The organism is Sphingomonas sp. TREG-RG-20F-R18-01 (assembly GCF_022662475.1).
GTDB lineage: Bacteria > Pseudomonadota > Alphaproteobacteria > Sphingomonadales > Sphingomonadaceae > Sphingomonas.
The window spans coordinates 180,684-198,243 of the sequence record NZ_JAKNQQ010000005.1 but is presented as its reverse complement, the minus strand read 5'-3'; the positions used below and the strand labels follow the sequence as shown (position 1 = coordinate 198,243).

Genomic DNA, 17,560 nt, shown 5'->3' with positions numbered 1-17,560 from the left:
GACGGGAGAACATCATGACGCTCCACCTCCGGCCGGTTCAGTTCGTCGACACGCCCGTCGGTCGCGACGGCGAGGTCGCGCGGCTGGCGGGGGGGATGCTGTGGTTCGCGGCCTATGAAGTGATCGAGGCGGGGGAGCGTCGCACCGTGCCCGTCACCGCGCTCGACAGGCTGCTGCAGGACGATCGCGCCGCGCGGCTCCACGCGCGCATTACCGCGCCGCGCCCCGCGCTGACGCTCGGCGCGCGCACGCTGCGGTTCGACCAGCCCTCGGTCGCCGCGATCCTCAACGTGACGCCCGACAGCTTCTCGGATGGCGGGACGCATGCCGACGACCCCGCCGCCGCCGCCTCGGCGGGGGTTGCGATGGCGGCGGCGGGCGCTGCGCTGATCGACGTCGGCGGCGAATCGACGCGCCCCGGCGCACCGGTCGTCTGGGAAGGCGACGAGCTCGCGCGCGTCGTCCCCGTCGTCGAGCGGCTCGCGCGGAGCGGGACCCTGGTTTCCATCGACACGAGAAAGGCCGGCGTGATGGAAGCCGCGCTCGCGGCGGGCGCGGCGATCGTCAACGACGTCGCCGCGTTGCTGTGGGATGACCGCGCGCTCGACGTGGTCGCACGGGCGCAGTGTCCGGTGGTGCTGATGCATTCGCCCGATCCGGCGGCGGGCGGGCATGGCGGTTCGGGGTATGGCAACGTGCTGACCGACGTGTTCGACTGGCTCGACGCGCGGATCGACGCGGTCGTCGCGGGCGGTGTCGCGCGCGACCGGATCATCGTCGATCCCGGCATCGGCTTCGGCAAGAGCCTGTCGGACAATCTCGCGCTGATCAACGGGCTGACGCTCTTCCATGGGCTCGGCTGCCCGATCCTGCTGGGTGCGAGCCGCAAGCGGATGATCGGCGCGCTGTCGAACGAGGCTCCCGCCGATGCGCGGCTCGGCGGGTCGCTGGCGCTCGCGCTCAAGGGGATCGAGGCGGGGGTGCAGGTGCTGCGCGTCCACGACGTGGCGGAGACGGTGCAGGCGGTGCGCGTCTGGCGCGGGCTGCGCGACCAGGCGCTGGTGGGGCGCTGAAGCGGTCCCTGCACGAGACCCTGTTTGCTTCCCCGGCGAAGGCCGGGGCCCAGGAGAGGAACGGAAGAAAGCGGAGGCCTGCGCTTCAGACCCTTGGCCATCTCGACTGGGCCCCGGCCTTCGCCGGGGAAGCGCCTTTGGATGGGGCGGTACGCCTTAGCGCACCACCCGGATCGTGCGCTCGCTCGGATCGATCGGATCGAGGAAGAACGCCCCCGCATCACGGTTCGCGACCAGCCACGCGACATGCGCCGCCTCGATCCGCTGCCCGGGAACGAGGCGGGGGACGCCCGGCGGCGCTGGCGCGATCACCTCGGCGGCGATCCGGCCGGCCGCTTCCGCGATCGGGACGTGATCGACATCGCCGAAGAACGCTTCCTCGGGGTCCGCCGCCATCGTCACGGACAGCGTCGAAAGCCCGGGAAACACCCCGGCGGGGGGCAGGTCGGCAGTGCCGGCGGCGACCTGCTTCGCCAGATCCTTGAGCCCACCGACCAGCGCGCGGACATCCGCGGCGGTCGTCCCGATCGACACCACCGCGAGCAGATGCCGCGCATCCGACAGCCCGACGCTGACGCGGTGATGCTTCACCAGCCAGTCGTCGACCGCATAGCCCGTCACGCCGAGCGCGGAGAGGTCGATCAGCACCTTGGTCGGATCGAGCTGCGTTGCCGCAGGAAGGTGTTCCTCGCCGAAGACGCGGAGTCCGGGTATCCGCGCCAGACGACGCCGCAACTTCGCCGCGCGGTCGAGCACGTTACCCCAGATCCGCTCGCCATCGAGCGCATGGTCGCGTCGGGTCGCATCAAGGCTCGCGAGGATCGGCACCGACGGGCTGGTCGTCTCGAACAGTTCGAACGCCATCCACAGCCGTTGCTGGTCGACCAGCGTCCCCTTGGCGAGCAGCGCCGATCCTTGCGCGAGCGACCCCATTGTCTTGTGGAGGCTGTACACCGCGATATCCGCGCCCTTGGTCAGCGCATCGTCCGGCAGACGCTCGCAAAAGGCGAACGCCCCGCCCCACGCCGCGTCGCAGATCAGCGGGATGCCGTGGTCGTGACAGATGGTGGATAGCGCGCCGATGTCGCTCGTCACGCCGTAATAGGTGGGGCTGACCACGACGAACGCCTTGGCGTCCGGATGCGCCGCCAGCGCCGCCGACAGCTGGGCGGGGGTGACCCCGTGGTCGATATCCCAGTCGTCGTCGATCAGCACCGGCACGAGCACCGCATCGAGCCCGGTCGCGAGCGCGTGCGAGCGTTCGGCCTTGTGGACGTTTGTGGCGAACAGCACGGTGTCGCCGGGACCCGCGACCGCCGCCAGCGCGGTGTGGAGGCTTTGCGTCGATCCGCCGGTGACGAAGCGGCAGAAATCCGCCTGCCACGCGTCCGCGGCGAGTTCATGCGCGCGCTGGACGACGTGCGCACCTTCGGTCCGATCGTCGAGGCCCTTGGGGGTCAGCAGATCCGCTGCGAAAATGCGTTTGCCCAGCAGGCGGCGCAGGTCGGCCGGGATCGCCGCCCCCTGATTATGCCCGGGCGCGCCGAAGCCATGGATCGGTCGGCGCTCCACTTGCGCCAAGGCTTCGACAATGGGCGCTTTTTTCTGATCCATGCGGAATGAAGCCTTTTACGGCGTGGTCCGTTCCGCAGGGAGAAAAATAACATAGCTGTCATCTGCGCGACACGCCAGACGGCGTAACGGGGCGTGCCAGCGGGACTCGTGGGCACCATGCCGGGGGCGCCGCACTGGACCCCAGCCGCTCGTCTCCGTATCGCGCATCCCACCCTACTGCCCGGAGGAAGTTCATGATCATCGATGCAGTGCCGCGGTATCGCCAGATCGTCGCCGAGGTCTGGCGCCCCCTGCTCGCCCTGTTCGTGTGGGACGTGATCGTGACGGTCACGTATTACGTGCTGCCGTTCAAGGCGCCGTCGCTTCCGTTGACGCTGTTCGGGTCCGCGCTCGCGCTCTTCCTCGGGTTTCGCAGCACTTCGGCCTATCAGCGCTGGTGGGAGGGCCGCGTCCTGTGGGGCGCGATGATCAACGCCTCGCGCAGTCTGTCACGCGCCGCGCGGAGCTATCTGCCCGACGAGGAGGGACGCGATCTGCAGCGCGCGATCATCCTGCGCCAGATCACCTATGTCCACGTGCTGCGCTGCCAGTTGCGCAAGCAGGATCCGCGCGAGGAGGCGCTCCGCTTCCTGTCGCCCGACGAAGCGGCCCCGTCGCTTGCCCGCAACAACGTCGCCAACGGTATTCTCGACGGGACGGGACGGCGGGTCGATCAGGCACGCCAGCAGGGCTGGCTCGACACGATCCAGCAGGCTTCGATCGAGCGCGTGCTGGTCGATATCGCCAATGCGCAAGGGGGAATGGAACGGCTGAAGAACACGCCGTTGCCCAACCAATACCGCTTTTTCCCCGAATTCTTCGCGCGCCTGTTCTGCATTCTGCTGCCGATCGGGCTGGTCGAGACGCTGGGCTTCGCCACGCCGATCGGGTCGACGGTCGCGGGGTTGATGTTCCTCGCGGTGCTCAAGATCGGGGACGATCTGGTCGATCCGTTCGCCAACACCGTCCACGATCTGCCGCTGACCGCGATGTGCCGGACGGTCGAGATCGACCTGCTCCAGTCGCTCGGCGATGCCGCGCCCGAGCCGGTCAAGCCCGAGCGGGGAATCCTCTGGTAGCAGCCGGTCAGGCGACCGCGTTGTCGATCCCGAGTTCGCCGAGCTTGCGGTACAGCGTCGACCGGCCGATCCCGAGCCGCCGTGCGACTTCGGTCATTCGCCCGCGGTAATGGCCGATCGCGAGGCGGATGACGTCCGCCTCGATCTCCTCCAGCGCGCGCAGGTTGCCGTCGGCATGGAACAGCGTGACGCCGCCGGACGTCGCCATCGGCACCGGCATGGTCGGCGCGTGGCGCTTGCCGCCAAGCGCCGCGATCTGCGGGAAGTCGGCCTGCGTCAGCGCGGCACCGTCGCACAGCACGGCCGCGCGAAAGAGCGCATTCTGGAGCTGCCGCACGTTCCCCGGCCAGTCGTAGCGACCCAGCAGCGCGAGCGCATCGTCGGTGATGCCGAGCTGGCGCAGGCCCGGCTGCTGCGCGATCCGCGCCATCAGGTGCCGCGCCAGTGCGGGAATGTCGCCGGTCCTTTCGCGCAACGGCGGGATCGTGACCTGGACGACGTTGAGCCGGTAATAGAGGTCCTCGCGGAAGCGGCCGGCCTCGACTTCGTCGATCAGCCGCTTGTTGGTTGCGGCGATGACGCGCACGTCGACCTCCCGCGTGTGCCGCGCACCGAGCGGCTGGATCTCGCCCGATTGCAGCACGCGGAGCAACTTGACCTGTGCCTCGAGCGGCATCTCGCCGACTTCGTCGAGGAACAGCGTGCCACCGTCGGCCTCCTGGAAGCGCCCGATCTTGCGTTCGAACGCGCCGGTGAACGCGCCCTTCTCGTGCCCGAACAGTTCGCTTTCGACGAGGTTCGCGGGGATCGCGCCGCAATTGACCGCGACCATCGGCTTCTTGCCGCGCGGCGAGGCGGCATGGACCGCCTCGGCGACGACTTCCTTGCCGACGCCGCTTTCGCCTTCGAGCAACACCGGCACGCGCGCGCGCGCGGCCTTTGCGGCGATCGCGAGCGCGGCACGGAAATCGGGCGCCGAGCCGACGATCTCGTCGAACGCGAGCAGCGCGGGAATCTTCTCGGTCAGCGGGCGGAGTTCGCCCGCGGTCTTCTGGGCCACCGCTGCGTCGAGCGCCGCGAGCAGGCGCTCGGGCGCGAGCGGCTTGACCAGGAAGTCGGTCGCGCCGGTGCGCATCGCGGTGACTGCCTGCGCGACCGAACCGTTGGCGGTCAGCAGCAACAGCGGCAGCGTGGGGCGCAGGCTGCGCAGCTCGGCGATCAGCGCGGTCGGATCGGCCTCGGGGGCCCATTGGTCGAGCAGGATCGCATCGAGCTGCAGGCCTTCCTGCGTGCCGAGCATCGCGATCGCCATCGCGCCGTCATTGGCAAAGATCGCCCGCCAGCCGCGCCGCGCGGCGATCGCCGCGATCAGCCTGCGCTGCGCGGGTTCGTCGTCGATCAGCATCAGCAGGCGCTGCCCGTTACGCGTCATGCTCTTCCCCGAGTCCTGTCCGTTCACGACGAATCCATAACGGCAAGGTGTGAAAGCGCCCTTAAGCGCCCCGGCATGGGACGGCCGGGACATGGCGGCTTGGTATTTCCTGGGGGTTGAGGGCTTGCCTCCCGCGCGCTAAGCCGGACGCAACGATAGGGCGAGGACCGAACCGATGGCCACCGAAAGTGATCTCCAAGTCCACCGCGCGACGTATGACAAGGTCATTGGCGTGCTCAAATATGGCGCAGTCGCGTGTTTCATCATCGCCTTCGTGGTGGTGTGGCTGATCTCGGGCAAATAGGATGAAGATCGCCGTCCTCCGCGAAACCGCCGAGGGCGAGCGTCGCGTTGCCGCGACCCCCGAAACGGTCAAGAAATTCATCGCGCTGGGCGCAAGTGTCGCGCTCGAGGCGGGGGCCGGCGCGACCGCGTCGATCGCCGATGCGGATTATGCGGCCGCGGGCGCCACGGTAGCGGATCGTGCGGCGACGCTGGCCGGCGCCGAGATCGTGTTGGGGGTGCAGGGCCCGGACGCCGATGCGCTCGCCGGTGCCGCGAACGGGGCATGGCTGGTCGCCGCGCTGAACCCGTTTGCCGATCGCGCGCGGATCGATGGCTATGCCGCCGCCGGGATCGAGGCATTGGCAATGGAATTCATGCCGCGCATCACCCGCGCGCAATCGATGGACATCCTGTCGTCGCAATCGAACCTCGCGGGCTACAAGGCGGTGCTCGATGCCGCCGCAGCCTATGGCCGCGCGTTTCCGATGATGATGACCGCGGCGGGCACGGTTTCCGCCGCACGCGTATTCGTGATGGGGGTCGGCGTCGCCGGGCTCCAGGCGATCGCCACCGCGCGGCGGCTCGGTGCGCAGGTGTCCGCGACCGACGTCCGCTCGGCGACGCGCGAGCAGATCCAGAGCCTCGGCGCGAAACCGATCTTCGTCGAGAATGTCGCGGGGATCGAGGGTGAGGGCTCGGGTGGCTATGCCGGCGAGATGAGCCCCGAATATCAGGCGGCGCAGGCCGAGCTGGTGTCGGGTCATATTGCCAAGCAGGACATCGTCATCACCACCGCGCTGATCCCGGGGCGCCCCGCGCCACGGCTGATCTCGGCGGCGCAGGTCGCGAGCATGCGGCCCGGATCGGTGATCGTCGATCTCGCGGTCGAGAGCGGCGGCAATGTCGAGGGATCGGTCGCGGGCGAGGCGGTGGTCGTGTCGGGCGTGACGATCGTCGGCTATCGCAACGTGGCCTCACGGCTGGCGGCGGATGCGTCGGCGCTGTTCTCGCGCAACCTGTTCAATTTCCTGAGCGCGTTCTGGGACAAGGAACAGGGCAAGCCGGTGCTCGACGAGGAAATCGGCGACGCGATCCGGCTGACCCAAGGCGGCAAGGTGGTGAACGCGCGGTTGTTGGCGTAAAGGGATCAAGCGCCGGGGCGGCGGACAGGAGCGACCATGAACGTGCCGATCGATACGCTCGCTTTTGCAAAGAGTTTCGAGGATGCCGGTTTCGGGCACGATCAGGCGCGGGTGTTGGCAAACGCGTTTGGAACAGCGCAAACGACGGGGCGCGAGGATCTTGTCACCAAGGATTATTTGGACGCGCGACTGGCGGAAATGAAGCAAGCCATCGCAGAGAGCTCCAGCGCGATGACCAGACAACTCGCTGACAACACGGCGATGCTGACCAGGCAAATCGCTGACAACGGACGCGATATCTCCGGTCGGCTGTGGTCTACCGTCACCATCATCGCCGGCGTATCGACCGCGATCAGCGCCACGATCGGCGCGGGTGTCGCGCTCCTGCTGCACGCAAAGGGTATCTAATGGACTTCATCTCGATCCTGTCGATCTTCGTCATGGCCTGTTTCGTCGGCTATTACGTCGTCTGGTCGGTCACGCCCGCGCTCCACACGCCGCTGATGGCGGTGACCAACGCGATCTCCTCGGTCATCATCGTCGGCGCGCTGATCGCGGCGGCGGCGGCCGGGATCGGCGGGGGCGGTGCGGTGTCGAAGGGGCTGGGGCTGCTCGCGGTGGTGCTGGCGAGCGTCAACATCTTCGGGGGCTTCGCGGTCACCGCGCGGATGCTCGCGATGTACAAGAAGAAGACGCCGGTCGTTAAGTAACCCGTCTCCCCGGCGCAGGCCGAGGTCATTGGGTTTGGGGCACCGCCCGTCCCGGATAACAGGGCGGCCCCGGTCTTCGCCGGGGTGACGGAATGGGATTGAGCATCATGGAACACATCACCGTCAATCCCTGGGCGTCGCTGGCGTATCTCGTCGCGGGGGTGTGCTTCATCCTCGCGCTGCGCGGGCTCTCCAGCCCGGCGACGTCGCAACGCGGCAACCGGATGGGCATCATCGGCATGACCATCGCGGTGGTGACGACGCTGGTGACGCATGTCCCGACGATTCAGCTGGTCGCGGTCGGCACGACCGGTGGCGAGGACTTCGTCGCGTTCTTCTCGCACGTCGATACGGTCACCGTGGTCGAGATCCTGGCGGCGATCGCGCTGGGTGGCGTGATCGGACTGGTGACCGCGCGCCGGATCGCGATGACCGACATGCCGCAGCTCGTCGCCGCCTTCCACTCGCTCGTCGGCATGGCGGCCGTCCTCGTCGCCTGCGCGGCGTTCCTCAATCCGGGCGCGTTCGGGATCGCCGAGCAGGGCGTGATCTTCGTCCAGAGCCGGATCGAAATGGGGCTCGGCGTCGCGATCGGCGCGATCACCTTCTCGGGATCGGTGATCGCCTTCCTCAAGCTCAACGGCAATATGGGCGGCAAGCCGATCCTCCTGCCGGGACGGCACGTGATCAACCTCGCGGTGCTCGCGGGGATCCTCGGGCTGGTCGCCTATTTCACGCTCGACCAGAGCGCCTGGGTGTTCTGGACGATCACGCTGCTCAGCTTCGTCATCGGCTTCCTGCTGATCGTGCCGATCGGCGGCGCGGACATGCCGGTCGTCGTGTCGATGCTCAACAGCTATTCGGGCTGGGCGGCGGCGGCGATGGGGTTCACGCTCCACAACACCGCGATGATCATCACCGGTGCGCTGGTCGGATCGTCCGGCGCGATCCTCAGCTACATCATGTGCAAGGCGATGAACCGCAGCTTCATCAGTGTGATCGCGGGCGGCTTCGGCGGCGATGCGGCGGCGGCGGGTGGCGAGGCCAAGGAACAGCGCCCATGGAAGCGCGGCAGCGCCGACGACGCGGCGTTCCTGCTCGGACAGGCGGAGCAAGTGATCATCGTCCCCGGCTACGGCATGGCGGTCAGCCAGGCGCAGCACGCGCTGCGCGAAATGGGCGACAAGCTCAAGGCGCACGGGGTCCGCGTAAAATATGCGATCCATCCGGTCGCGGGCCGCATGCCGGGGCATATGAACGTGCTGCTCGCGGAAGCGAACGTGCCGTATGACGACGTGTTCGAGCTGGAGGACATCAACAGCGAATTCGCGCAGACCGACATCGCCTTCGTCATCGGCGCGAACGACGTGACCAACCCGGCGGCCAAGACCGACAAGACCTCGCCGATCTACGGCATGCCGGTGCTCGACGTCGAAAAGGCCAAGACCGTGCTCTTCATCAAGCGCTCGATGGGCGGGGTCGGTTATGCCGGCGTCGACAACGACGTGTTCTACATGGACAATACCATGATGTTGCTGGGCGACGCCAAGAAGATGGTCGAGGAAATCGTCAAGTCGCTGGACTAACGTCTGGCCTTCCGCTCCAATCGGCATGGGCACGATGATTGGGGCGGGTGAACGATGACGGTAGGGGATATTATCGGCGGCGGCTTTCGGCTGCTGCGCGAGCGGATCGGTGCCGTGCTGGTGTGGGCAGTGCTGTATCTCGGGATGAATGGCATCCTGGCCCTGACGATGCGGCCGCTGCTTCACGATATGGTGGCGCTGCAGCGCGGCACCGGGTCGTCGGTCGCCCCGACTGCCCTCCCAGGGGTGATGAGCCAGCTGTCCGTGCTCAATTTGGGCATGCTCCTGCTGGTCATCGTCCTTTACGCAGCAGGACTGCGCGCTGCCGTGCGGCCGCAGGAAAGTCGGTTTGCGTTCCTGCGTCTCGGTTTCGACGAACTGCGCTTGCTGGGGGTGGGGGCGGTCCTGGCCATCCTGTTCACGGTCGCGTGGCTGACGGTCCTGATGATCGCGACCTTTCTGATCGCCCTTCTCAGCGTCGCCTCGCCGATCGCGGGCGTGCTGCTCGCGATCCCCGTCGTGATAACCGTCGTCGCCCTCAGCGTTTATCTGCAGGTTCGGATGTCCCTCATTTTTCCGCTGACGATGCTGCGGCGCCGGATCGCGCTCGGTGAGGGCTGGGCATTGAGCAAGGGGCATTTCTGGACCCTGTTCGGCGCGTATTTCGTGATCGCGCTGATCGTCATGGTGGCGTTTACGGCGGTGTCCTCCGTTACGCTGGCACCCTATTTCGCTGATCTGGCGAACAGTCATTTTTCGCGCGAGGCGCTTCAGCTTGCTCAACAGCATCAGCTCGAACGACAGTTCGGAACGATCGATGCCCGTACGATCCTTGGCTGGCTGCTCGCGGCGGCGGCAGGTGCATTCTGGATCGCGCTTGGTGCCGGAGCGCTGGGAACCGCGGCGATGGGATTGCTGCACGCCGAGTTCGACGACATTGGTTCGATCTACGAATAGTGTCGGAAAACCTGCACCATTCCGGTGGTACCGGCGCGACGGTTACCAGCCCAATTGCAGGGACATGCACCGAAATGGCGTGATCGACGCTGTTTCGCCTTTGGCAAAATGCGTACTTTACATAGACCTTTGCGGCCGCATCTGGGGGGAGCGCGGAATGACACGACAGTCAGACGTCGAATGGCTCGCCGGCACCGGAGCTGATGGCGCGGGAGCGGATCGCCGGTCAGTGCTGGTGATCGCGGACGAAGCTCCGATCTCCGGCCGTACAACCGGGGGCATGGCAGTCCTGGCCAGCGGGGCAAGGCTGCAGGCGCATCTGTCCTGGGCCGAGGCGGGCCCCCGGCTCGAGCGACAAGCCTTATGTCGGGTGATCCTCGCCGAGACCATCGGGGTTGCCGATGCTGTCCTGGAGCACGTGTTGCCGCTGCTCGCCGATCTTGCCGGCATGCGCGACGCGAGCGTCGTCATCGTCCTGGAACCGTCCCAGATCGATCTCGTCGCTTCCGCGATCGGCGCGGCCCCGGTGGACCTGTTATGCGCGCCATCGGTCGCGGAATGCGTCGGCAGCCTTTGCCTCGCGCTCAGTCCCACGCTCGAGCGGGTTCATGAAATCGGACCGAATGGCGAGGCGGCGCGGTTGATGCGGCTGAACGAGGAAATTGCGCGGATCGCCGAAACGCTGACCCGCCTGACTCGCGGCGAAGACGAGGCGGTACGGGTCGGATTGGTAACGGATACCAGCCTCAGCTATCGCACCGGCCCCTCGGCGGACCGCTCCGACATTCGAGTCCGCGACGTGCGGGATACGATCCGCGCGCGTCGCCTGCGGGACCAGTTTTTCGGAGCCGGACTGTTTGAGGACCCGGCGTGGGACATGTTGCTGGATTTGTTCGCCGCGGAGCTGGAGCGCGTGCAGGTTTCGGTGTCCAGCCTGTGCATTGCCGCCGCCGTCGCGCCGACGACGGCGCTGCGCTGGATCGCGCGCATGACCGAGGCCGGGTTGTTCGAACGTCGCCCGGATCCCTTCGACCGTCGCCGCGCGTTCATGGTCTTATCGGCTCGCGCCAGTCTCGGGATGCGCAACTATGTCGCGGCGGTCCGGCATGCCGGCGTAGCCATCGGCTGACGAATGAACGGGCTTGCCCTGTCCGCAGACCGGTGGCATTGGCCCCGGCACGCCGAACCGACCTTGTCGTTGAGTCGCGCGGGCGATTAGCTCAGTTGGTAGAGCGTCTCGTTTACACCGAGAATGTCGGCGGTTCGAGCCCGTCATCGCCCACCACCCTTTTTGCGCATTCAGCGATCGTGATCGAGGATCGTTTCCATCGCGACGAAGGTCGAGGTGCTCGCGACGTGCGGCAGGCTCGAGATCTTCTCGCCGAGCACGTAGCGATAGCGGCGGATGTCGGTGGTGCGGACCTTCAGCAGATAATCGAAGCTGCTCGCGATCAGATGGCATTCCTCGACCTCGGGGATCTTGCGCACCGCCGCGTTGAAGTCGCGCAGCGCACTCTCGCGCGTGTCGGACAGCTTGACCTCGGTGAAGGCGACATGGTCGAGCCCGAGTTTGGCGAGATTGGTCACCGCGCGAAAGCCGAGGATATAGTCCTGGTCGATCAGCCGTTTCAGGCGAACCTGCGTAGGCGTCTTGGACAGGCCGATCCGCTCCGCCAGATCGGTGACGGTCATCCGGCCGTCCTGCGCCAACGCAGCGATGATCGCCTGATCGAACCGGTCAAGTTCACCAGCAATGGCGCGTTGCGTAGGAATTGTACCTGTCATCGCATCCAATTGGGGTCGATATGGCGTCCTGGTCAAGCATGATCGGACGGATTCCCCAAGGGTGTGCTGCTATAGCGGATCGCACCTGCCCGAAGGACTGCCATGACCACCGACCAGCGCACGCCGTTCGCCCGTTTCGCCCCGATGATCCGCACCGCCGATCCGCTGCGATCGGCGATCACCGCCGCCACGCGGACGCCCGAGCCGGTCTGCGTCCCGCCGCTGGTCACGGCGGCCACCGTGCCCGACGCGGTCCGCCGCGCCTCCGCCGGGACCGCGCGCGCGCTGATCGAGCGGTTGCGCGGATCGAAGGCGCGTGGCGGGGTGCAGGCGCTGGTCCAGGAATATGCGCTGTCGAGCCAAGAGGGCGTCGCGCTGATGTGCCTCGCCGAGGCGTTGCTCCGCATCCCCGACACCGCGACGCGCGATGCGCTGATCCGCGACAAGATCGGCGGCGGCGACTGGGCATCGCACATCGGGGACGGGCGCTCGCTGTTCGTCAACGCCGCGACCTGGGGGCTGGTCGTCACGGGCAAGCTCACCGCAAGCGCGGACGATCGTGGTCTCGCCACCGCGCTGACGCGGCTGGTCGCGCGGGTCGGCGAGCCGGTGATCCGCCGCGGGGTCGATCTCGCGATGCGGATGATGGGCGAGCAGTTCGTCACCGGCCAGACGATCGACGAGGCGCTGCGCCACGCAAAGGATCGTGAGGCGCGCGGCTACGGCTTCTCCTACGACATGCTCGGCGAGGCGGCGACGACCGCTTCGGACGCGGCGCGCTATCTGCGGGACTACGAACAGGCGATCCACGCGATCGGCGCAGCGTCGGAAGGGCGCGGCGTCTATGGCGGGCCGGGGATCTCGATCAAGCTGTCGGCGCTCCACCCGCGCTACAGCCGCGCCCAGGCAGGACGCGTGATGATCGAATTGCTGCCGATCGTGCGCGGGCTCGCCTTGCTCGCCAAGGGCTATGACATCGGCTTCAACATCGATGCCGAGGAATCGGACCGGCTCGAACTGTCGCTCGACCTGCTCGAGGCGCTCGCCGAGGATCCCGCGCTCGACGGGTGGAAGGGGTTGGGCTTCGTTGTCCAGGCCTACGGCAAGCGCTGCCCGCTGGTGATCGATTTCGTCATCGCGCTCGCGCGGCGGACCGGGCGGCGGATCATGATCCGGCTGGTCAAGGGCGCCTATTGGGATGCCGAGATCAAGCGCGCGCAGGTCGACGGGCTGTCGGGCTATCCGGTCTATACGCGCAAGATCTACACCGACGTCGCGTACATCGCGTGCGCGCGGAAATTGCTGGCGGCGCGCGACGCGGTGTTCCCGCAATTCGCGACGCACAACGCGCAGACGCTGTCGACGATCTACCAGCTTGCGGGCGAGGACTTCGTCGTCGGCGATTACGAGTTCCAGTGCCTCCACGGCATGGGCGAGCCTTTGTACGACCAGGTCGTCGGCGCGAACGGGCTCGCGCGGCCGTGCCGGGTCTATGCCCCGGTGGGCACGCACGAGACGCTGCTCGCGTATCTCGTCCGACGCTTGCTCGAGAACGGCGCGAACTCGTCGTTCGTCAACCGGATCGGCGACCCTGCGGTGCCGATCGAGGATCTGATCGCCGATCCGGTCGAGATCGTCCGCGCGATGCCGGTGCCCGGCGCGCCGCATGACGAGATCGCGCTGCCCGTTGATATCTACGGTGAACGCCGCAACTCGGCAGGCCTCGACCTGAGCGACGAGGCGAGCCTGCTCGCGCTTGGCGACGCATTGGTCGCAAGCGCGCAGCAGGACTGGCGCGCAGGCGTCGACGACGGTCGCGCGCCGGTGCTCGTCCGCAACCCCGCCGACCACCGCGATATCGTCGGTCGTGTGTTCGAGCATTCCGATGCCGAGGCGACCGCCGCAATGGAGCGTGCGGCCAGTGCCGCGGCATCCTGGGCGGCGACCTCGGTCGGCGACCGTGCCGCCTGCCTCGATCGCGCGGCGGACCAACTCGAACAGGCGATGCCGACACTGATGGGGCTGGTCATGCGCGAGGCGGGCAAATCCGCCGCCAACGCGATCGCTGAGGTGCGCGAAGCGGTCGATTTCCTGCGCTATTACGCGGTGCAGGCGCGAGAGACGCTCGGCGGTGCGACGCCGCTCGGGCCGATCGCGTGCATCAGCCCGTGGAACTTCCCGCTCGCGATCTTCACCGGGCAGATCGCCGCCGCGCTGGTCGCGGGCAACCCGGTCGTCGCCAAGCCCGCACAGCCGACCCCGCTGATCGCTGCCGAGGCGGTGCGGATCCTGCATGCGGCGGGGGTGCCCGAGGCGGTCGTCCAGCTCGTGCTCGGCGATGGCGCGGTCGGCGCCGCGCTGGTCGGCGCGCCCGCCACCGCGGGCGTGATCTTCACCGGGTCGACCGGGGTCGCGCGGACGATCCAGCGCCAGCTTGCCGGGCGTCTCACCGCGCAGGGCACGCCGGTCCCGCTGATCGCCGAGACCGGCGGGCAGAATGCGATGATCGTCGATTCGTCCGCGCTGGCGGAGCAGGTCGTCGGCGACGTGCTTGCGTCCGCGTTCGACAGCGCGGGCCAGCGCTGCTCGGCGCTGCGTGTGCTGTGCCTGCAGGAGGAAGTCGCGGATCGCACGCTGGCGATGCTGCGCGGCGCGGTGGCGGAGCTGGTGATTGGCAAGACCGACCGGCTCGCGGTCGACATCGGCCCGGTCATCACCGCGCAGGCGCGCGACGGGATCGAGGATCATATCGCGCGGATGAAGGCTGCGGGGCACCGCGTCGAGCAGGCACGGCTTGCGCCCGAGACCGAGCACGGCACCTTCGTCGCGCCGACGATCATCGAGATCGACGCTATCGCGCAGATCGGGCGCGAGGTGTTCGGGCCGGTGCTCCATGTTCTGCGGTATCGCAGCGGCGGGCTGGACGCGCTGATCGATTCGATCAACGCGACCGGCTACGGGCTGACCTTCGGGCTCCACACCCGGCTCGACGCGACGATCGAGCATGTGACCCGGCGGATCGGCGCGGGGAACCTCTACGTCAACCGCAACACGATCGGCGCGGTCGTCGGTGTCCAGCCATTCGGCGGGCGTGGGCTTTCGGGAACCGGGCCCAAGGCAGGCGGACCGATGTATCTCACGCGACTGGTGCAGGCGTCTGCGGCCGCCACGCCGTCGGAGGCGGGCACGGGCGATTCCGTCGCGCGGGTGCTGGCGACCTGGCTCGGGACGCAGGGCGAGCCCGCCATGGCGGCGGCGGTCGGCGCGATCGCGGATCGCTCACGGCTTGGCTATACCGTCGAGCTGGCCGGGCCGGTCGGCGAGACCAACCGCTACGCGCTCCACCCGCGCGGGCGGATCGCGGTGATCGCGCGGACCGCGCACGGGCTCTGGCGGCAGATCGGCGCGGTGCTCGCGACGGGGAACCATGCGGTAGTAATTCCGGGCGGTCCGCTCGCGGTGCCTCCGGCGGGCATGCCCGCGGCGGTGGCGGCGCGGATCAGCTGGCCGTCGCAAGGGCTCTCCGAGGTCGATGCGCTGGCGGGCGCGCTGGTCGAGGGGGATGCGGCGGACGTCGCAGCCGCGTCGCGCGCGCTGGCGGCGCGGGAGGGGGCGATCGTCTCGCTGCATGGCGCATCGAGCGCGGAGGTGGTGGCGCGGGCGGATGCGTATCCGCTCGATCTGTTGTGCGAGGAGGTTTCGGTTTCGATCAACACCACCGCCGCCGGTGGGAATGCGAGTTTGATGACGCTGGCGTAGAACGGAAACTCACCCCTCCCCTTCAGGGGAGGGGCCGGGGGTGGGGCTGTGTCTCGCAGAGAGGTTGCTCTGCTGGACTTCCCCACCCCAACCCCTCCCCTGAAGGGGGGGGCTAAGACTCTCACCACCCCCTACAACGCCGTCGCGAACGTGATCGCGCCCAGCACCACGCCGGGCGCATTCGCCAGCGCCACCGGCCAGTCGCGCTGCGGCTTGAGCAACCCGTACGCCACCCACAAGGTACAATTCACCGCCGTCGCCAGCGGCTGGATCACCGATCCCTTGTGCCCCGCCAGGTTGAGCTGGATCTGCGAGATGTACGAAACGTACATCATCACCGCCGTCGCGGTCGCGACCCAGCCGAGCAGCAGGATCGCGCGCTCGGCAGTGAGGGGTTTGGCCGTGCTGGCCATCATCGATCTCCCTTTGTGTTGCAGTGCACAACAAAGGTTGGACCGTTCGGTTCACTCCGGCAGCGGCATCGCCGTCTGCGTGAGGCTTGCGGCGACCGCCTCGGCGATCTTGATCCCGTCGACCGCCGCCGACAGAATCCCGCCTGCATAGCCAGCGCCTTCGCCCGCCGGATACAGCCCGCGCGTGTTGAGGCTCTGCAGATCGTCGCCGCGCTTGAAGCGGACCGGCGAGGAGGTGCGCGTCTCGACCCCGGTCAGCAGCACGTCGGGATGGTCGTATCCCGGGATTTGCCGCCCGAACACCGGGAGCGCCTCGCGCATCGCGGTGATCGCGAACTCGGGAAGGCATTCGGACAGGTCGCCCATCGTCACGCCGGGGCGATAGGACGGCACGACTTGCCCCAGCGCGGACGACGGCTTGCCCGCGAGCAGATCGCCCAGCCGTTGCGCGGGCGCCTTGTAGCTCGACCCGCCCGCGACATAAGCGAGCGACTCCCAGTGCCGCTGGAACGCGATCCCCGCGAGCGGATCGCCCGGATAGTCGCGCTCGGGGTCGATGCCCACGACCAGCCCCGAATTGGCGTTGCGTTCGTTGCGCGAATATTGGCTCATGCCGTTGGTCGCGACGCGGCCTTCCTCCGAGGTCGCCGCGACGACGGTGCCGCCCGGGCACATGCAGAAGCTGTAGACCGTCCGCCCGTTCTTGCAGTGGTGCGACAGGCTGTAATCCGCCGCCCCCAGGATCGGGTTGCCAGCACTCGGCCCGAAGCGCGCGGTGTCGATCCACGATTGCGGATGCTCGATCCGCACGCCCAGCGAGAAGGGCTTGGCCTCGACATAGACGCCAGCCTCGTGGAGCATGGCAAAGGTATCGCGCGCGCTGTGCCCGATCGCGAGCACGACATGATCCGCGCGCAGATAGCTGCCGTCGTGGATGTGGAGCCCGCGCACGTGGCGTGTGCCGTCACCGCGCGTCTCGATGTCGATCCCCTCGACACGCTGCTGGAAGCGATATTCGCCGCCGAGCGCCTCGACGCTCTCGCGCATGCTCTCGACCATCGTGACGAGGCGGAACGTGCCGATATGCGGATGCGCCTCGGTCAGGATCTCCTCGGGCGCGCCCGCTTTTACGAACTCCGTCAGCACCTTGCGGTCGAGGTGTCGCGCGTCCTTGATCCGGCTGTAGAGCTTGCCGTCGGAGAAGGTGCCGGCACCCCCTTCGCCGAACTGGACGTTCGATTCGGGGTTGAGCACGCTCCTGCGCCACAGCCCCCAGGTGTCCTTGGTCCGCTCGCGCACGACCTTGCCGCGATCGAGGATGATCGGGCGGAACCCCATCTGCGCGAGGATCAGCCCGGCGAACAGCCCGCACGGCCCCGCGCCGATCACGACCGGGCGGATCTCGCTCTGCACGGCGGGAGCCTGCGCGGTGAATTTGTAGCGCGTGTCGGGGGTGGTGCCGACGTTGCGGTCCTTGCGGAACTTGGCGAGCACGGTCGCCTCGTTCTTAACCGCGACATCGAGCGAATAGACCAGAAGGATCGCCATCTTGTCGCGCGCATCGTGCGCACGGCGCGCGACCTTGAAGCGGATCAGGTCGCGTGGGCTGATCTTGAGCCGCTTGCAGATCGCAGCGGGGAGCGCCTCATCGGGATGATGGAGCGGAAGGGCCAGTTCGGTAATGCGCAACATCGCCGGCCCTTACCGCGAGATGCGTCCTGATGC

General features: G+C 67.8%; 15 protein-coding genes and 1 tRNA gene. 11 read left to right on the top strand and 5 right to left on the bottom strand.

Annotation, left to right across the window (positions count from 1 at the left end):
• Positions 1-14 precede the first annotated feature (14 nt).
• On the top strand, positions 15-1,073 hold the full coding sequence (folP, locus tag L8K25_RS14955) for a dihydropteroate synthase (protein ID WP_242139781.1): 1,059 nt from the start codon (positions 15-17) through the stop codon (positions 1,071-1,073).
• 156 nt (positions 1,074-1,229) lie between these two features.
• Here the strand turns inward: folP and L8K25_RS14950 are convergent, their stop codons facing one another.
• A complete protein-coding gene (locus tag L8K25_RS14950; protein ID WP_242139780.1) occupies positions 1,230-2,687 on the bottom strand; it encodes an aminotransferase class I/II-fold pyridoxal phosphate-dependent enzyme in 1,458 nt (485 codons plus the stop codon).
• A 194-nt stretch (positions 2,688-2,881) separates the two neighbouring features.
• On the opposite strand from L8K25_RS14950, the gene L8K25_RS14945 reads away from it, so the two are divergent.
• Positions 2,882-3,766, top strand: coding sequence for a bestrophin family ion channel (locus L8K25_RS14945; protein WP_242139779.1), 885 nt, complete (start codon positions 2,882-2,884; stop codon positions 3,764-3,766).
• Between the two features lie 7 nt (positions 3,767-3,773).
• Here the strand turns inward: L8K25_RS14945 and L8K25_RS14940 are convergent, their stop codons facing one another.
• Positions 3,774-5,198 (bottom strand): sigma-54 dependent transcriptional regulator, encoded by a 1,425-nt coding sequence (locus L8K25_RS14940; RefSeq protein ID WP_242139922.1) that lies wholly within the window; start codon positions 5,196-5,198, stop codon positions 3,774-3,776.
• Positions 5,199-5,373: 175 nt separating this feature from the next.
• Between L8K25_RS14940 and L8K25_RS14935 the strand changes: the two genes are divergently transcribed.
• The 8 genes from L8K25_RS14935 to L8K25_RS14900 all read left to right on the top strand — a co-directional run bounded on the left by L8K25_RS14935 (position 5,374) and on the right by L8K25_RS14900 (position 11,163).
• Complete coding sequence (locus L8K25_RS14935) at positions 5,374-5,502, top strand: aa3-type cytochrome c oxidase subunit IV (protein WP_242139778.1); 129 nt, start codon at positions 5,374-5,376, stop codon at positions 5,500-5,502.
• A 1-nt stretch (position 5,503) separates the two neighbouring features.
• Positions 5,504-6,625 (top strand): NAD(P) transhydrogenase subunit alpha, encoded by a 1,122-nt coding sequence (locus L8K25_RS14930; protein WP_242139777.1) that lies wholly within the window; start codon positions 5,504-5,506, stop codon positions 6,623-6,625.
• A gap of 36 nt (positions 6,626-6,661) precedes the next feature.
• Positions 6,662-7,033 carry a hypothetical protein gene (locus L8K25_RS14925; RefSeq protein WP_242139776.1) on the top strand — a complete coding sequence of 124 codons (372 nt, stop codon included), beginning with the start codon at positions 6,662-6,664 and terminating at the stop codon, positions 7,031-7,033.
• Positions 7,033-7,335, top strand: coding sequence for a proton-translocating transhydrogenase family protein (locus tag L8K25_RS14920; protein ID WP_242139775.1), 303 nt, complete (start codon positions 7,033-7,035; stop codon positions 7,333-7,335). The genes L8K25_RS14925 and L8K25_RS14920 overlap by 1 nt, the downstream gene beginning before the upstream one ends.
• 107 nt (positions 7,336-7,442) lie before the next feature.
• Positions 7,443-8,921, top strand: coding sequence for an NAD(P)(+) transhydrogenase (Re/Si-specific) subunit beta (locus L8K25_RS14915; protein ID WP_242139774.1), 1,479 nt, complete (start codon positions 7,443-7,445; stop codon positions 8,919-8,921).
• A 54-nt stretch (positions 8,922-8,975) separates the two neighbouring features.
• The gene (locus L8K25_RS14910; protein WP_242139773.1) at positions 8,976-9,878 is read left to right on the top strand and encodes a hypothetical protein; all 903 of its coding nucleotides are present in this window, start codon (positions 8,976-8,978) and stop codon (positions 9,876-9,878) included.
• A 157-nt stretch (positions 9,879-10,035) separates the two neighbouring features.
• Complete coding sequence (locus tag L8K25_RS14905; RefSeq protein WP_242139772.1) at positions 10,036-11,007, top strand: hypothetical protein; 972 nt, start codon at positions 10,036-10,038, stop codon at positions 11,005-11,007.
• Between the two features lie 80 nt (positions 11,008-11,087).
• Positions 11,088-11,163, top strand: a tRNA-Val gene (locus L8K25_RS14900).
• A gap of 14 nt (positions 11,164-11,177) precedes the next feature.
• Here L8K25_RS14900 and L8K25_RS14895 read toward each other — a convergent pair.
• Complete coding sequence (locus L8K25_RS14895) at positions 11,178-11,663, bottom strand: Lrp/AsnC family transcriptional regulator (protein ID WP_242139771.1); 486 nt, start codon at positions 11,661-11,663, stop codon at positions 11,178-11,180.
• A gap of 102 nt (positions 11,664-11,765) precedes the next feature.
• On the opposite strand from L8K25_RS14895, the gene putA reads away from it, so the two are divergent.
• A complete protein-coding gene (putA, locus tag L8K25_RS14890) occupies positions 11,766-15,422 on the top strand; it encodes a trifunctional transcriptional regulator/proline dehydrogenase/L-glutamate gamma-semialdehyde dehydrogenase (RefSeq protein WP_242139770.1) in 3,657 nt (1,218 codons plus the stop codon).
• 131 nt (positions 15,423-15,553) lie between these two features.
• Here the strand turns inward: putA and L8K25_RS14885 are convergent, their stop codons facing one another.
• Together L8K25_RS14885 and L8K25_RS14880 are read right to left on the bottom strand one after the other, a co-directional pair.
• Complete coding sequence (locus tag L8K25_RS14885) at positions 15,554-15,835, bottom strand: SWEET family sugar transporter (RefSeq protein ID WP_242139921.1); 282 nt, start codon at positions 15,833-15,835, stop codon at positions 15,554-15,556.
• Between the two features lie 51 nt (positions 15,836-15,886).
• Positions 15,887-17,527 carry an NAD(P)/FAD-dependent oxidoreductase gene (locus tag L8K25_RS14880; protein WP_242139769.1) on the bottom strand — a complete coding sequence of 547 codons (1,641 nt, stop codon included), beginning with the start codon at positions 17,525-17,527 and terminating at the stop codon, positions 15,887-15,889.
• Positions 17,528-17,560 lie beyond the last annotated feature (33 nt).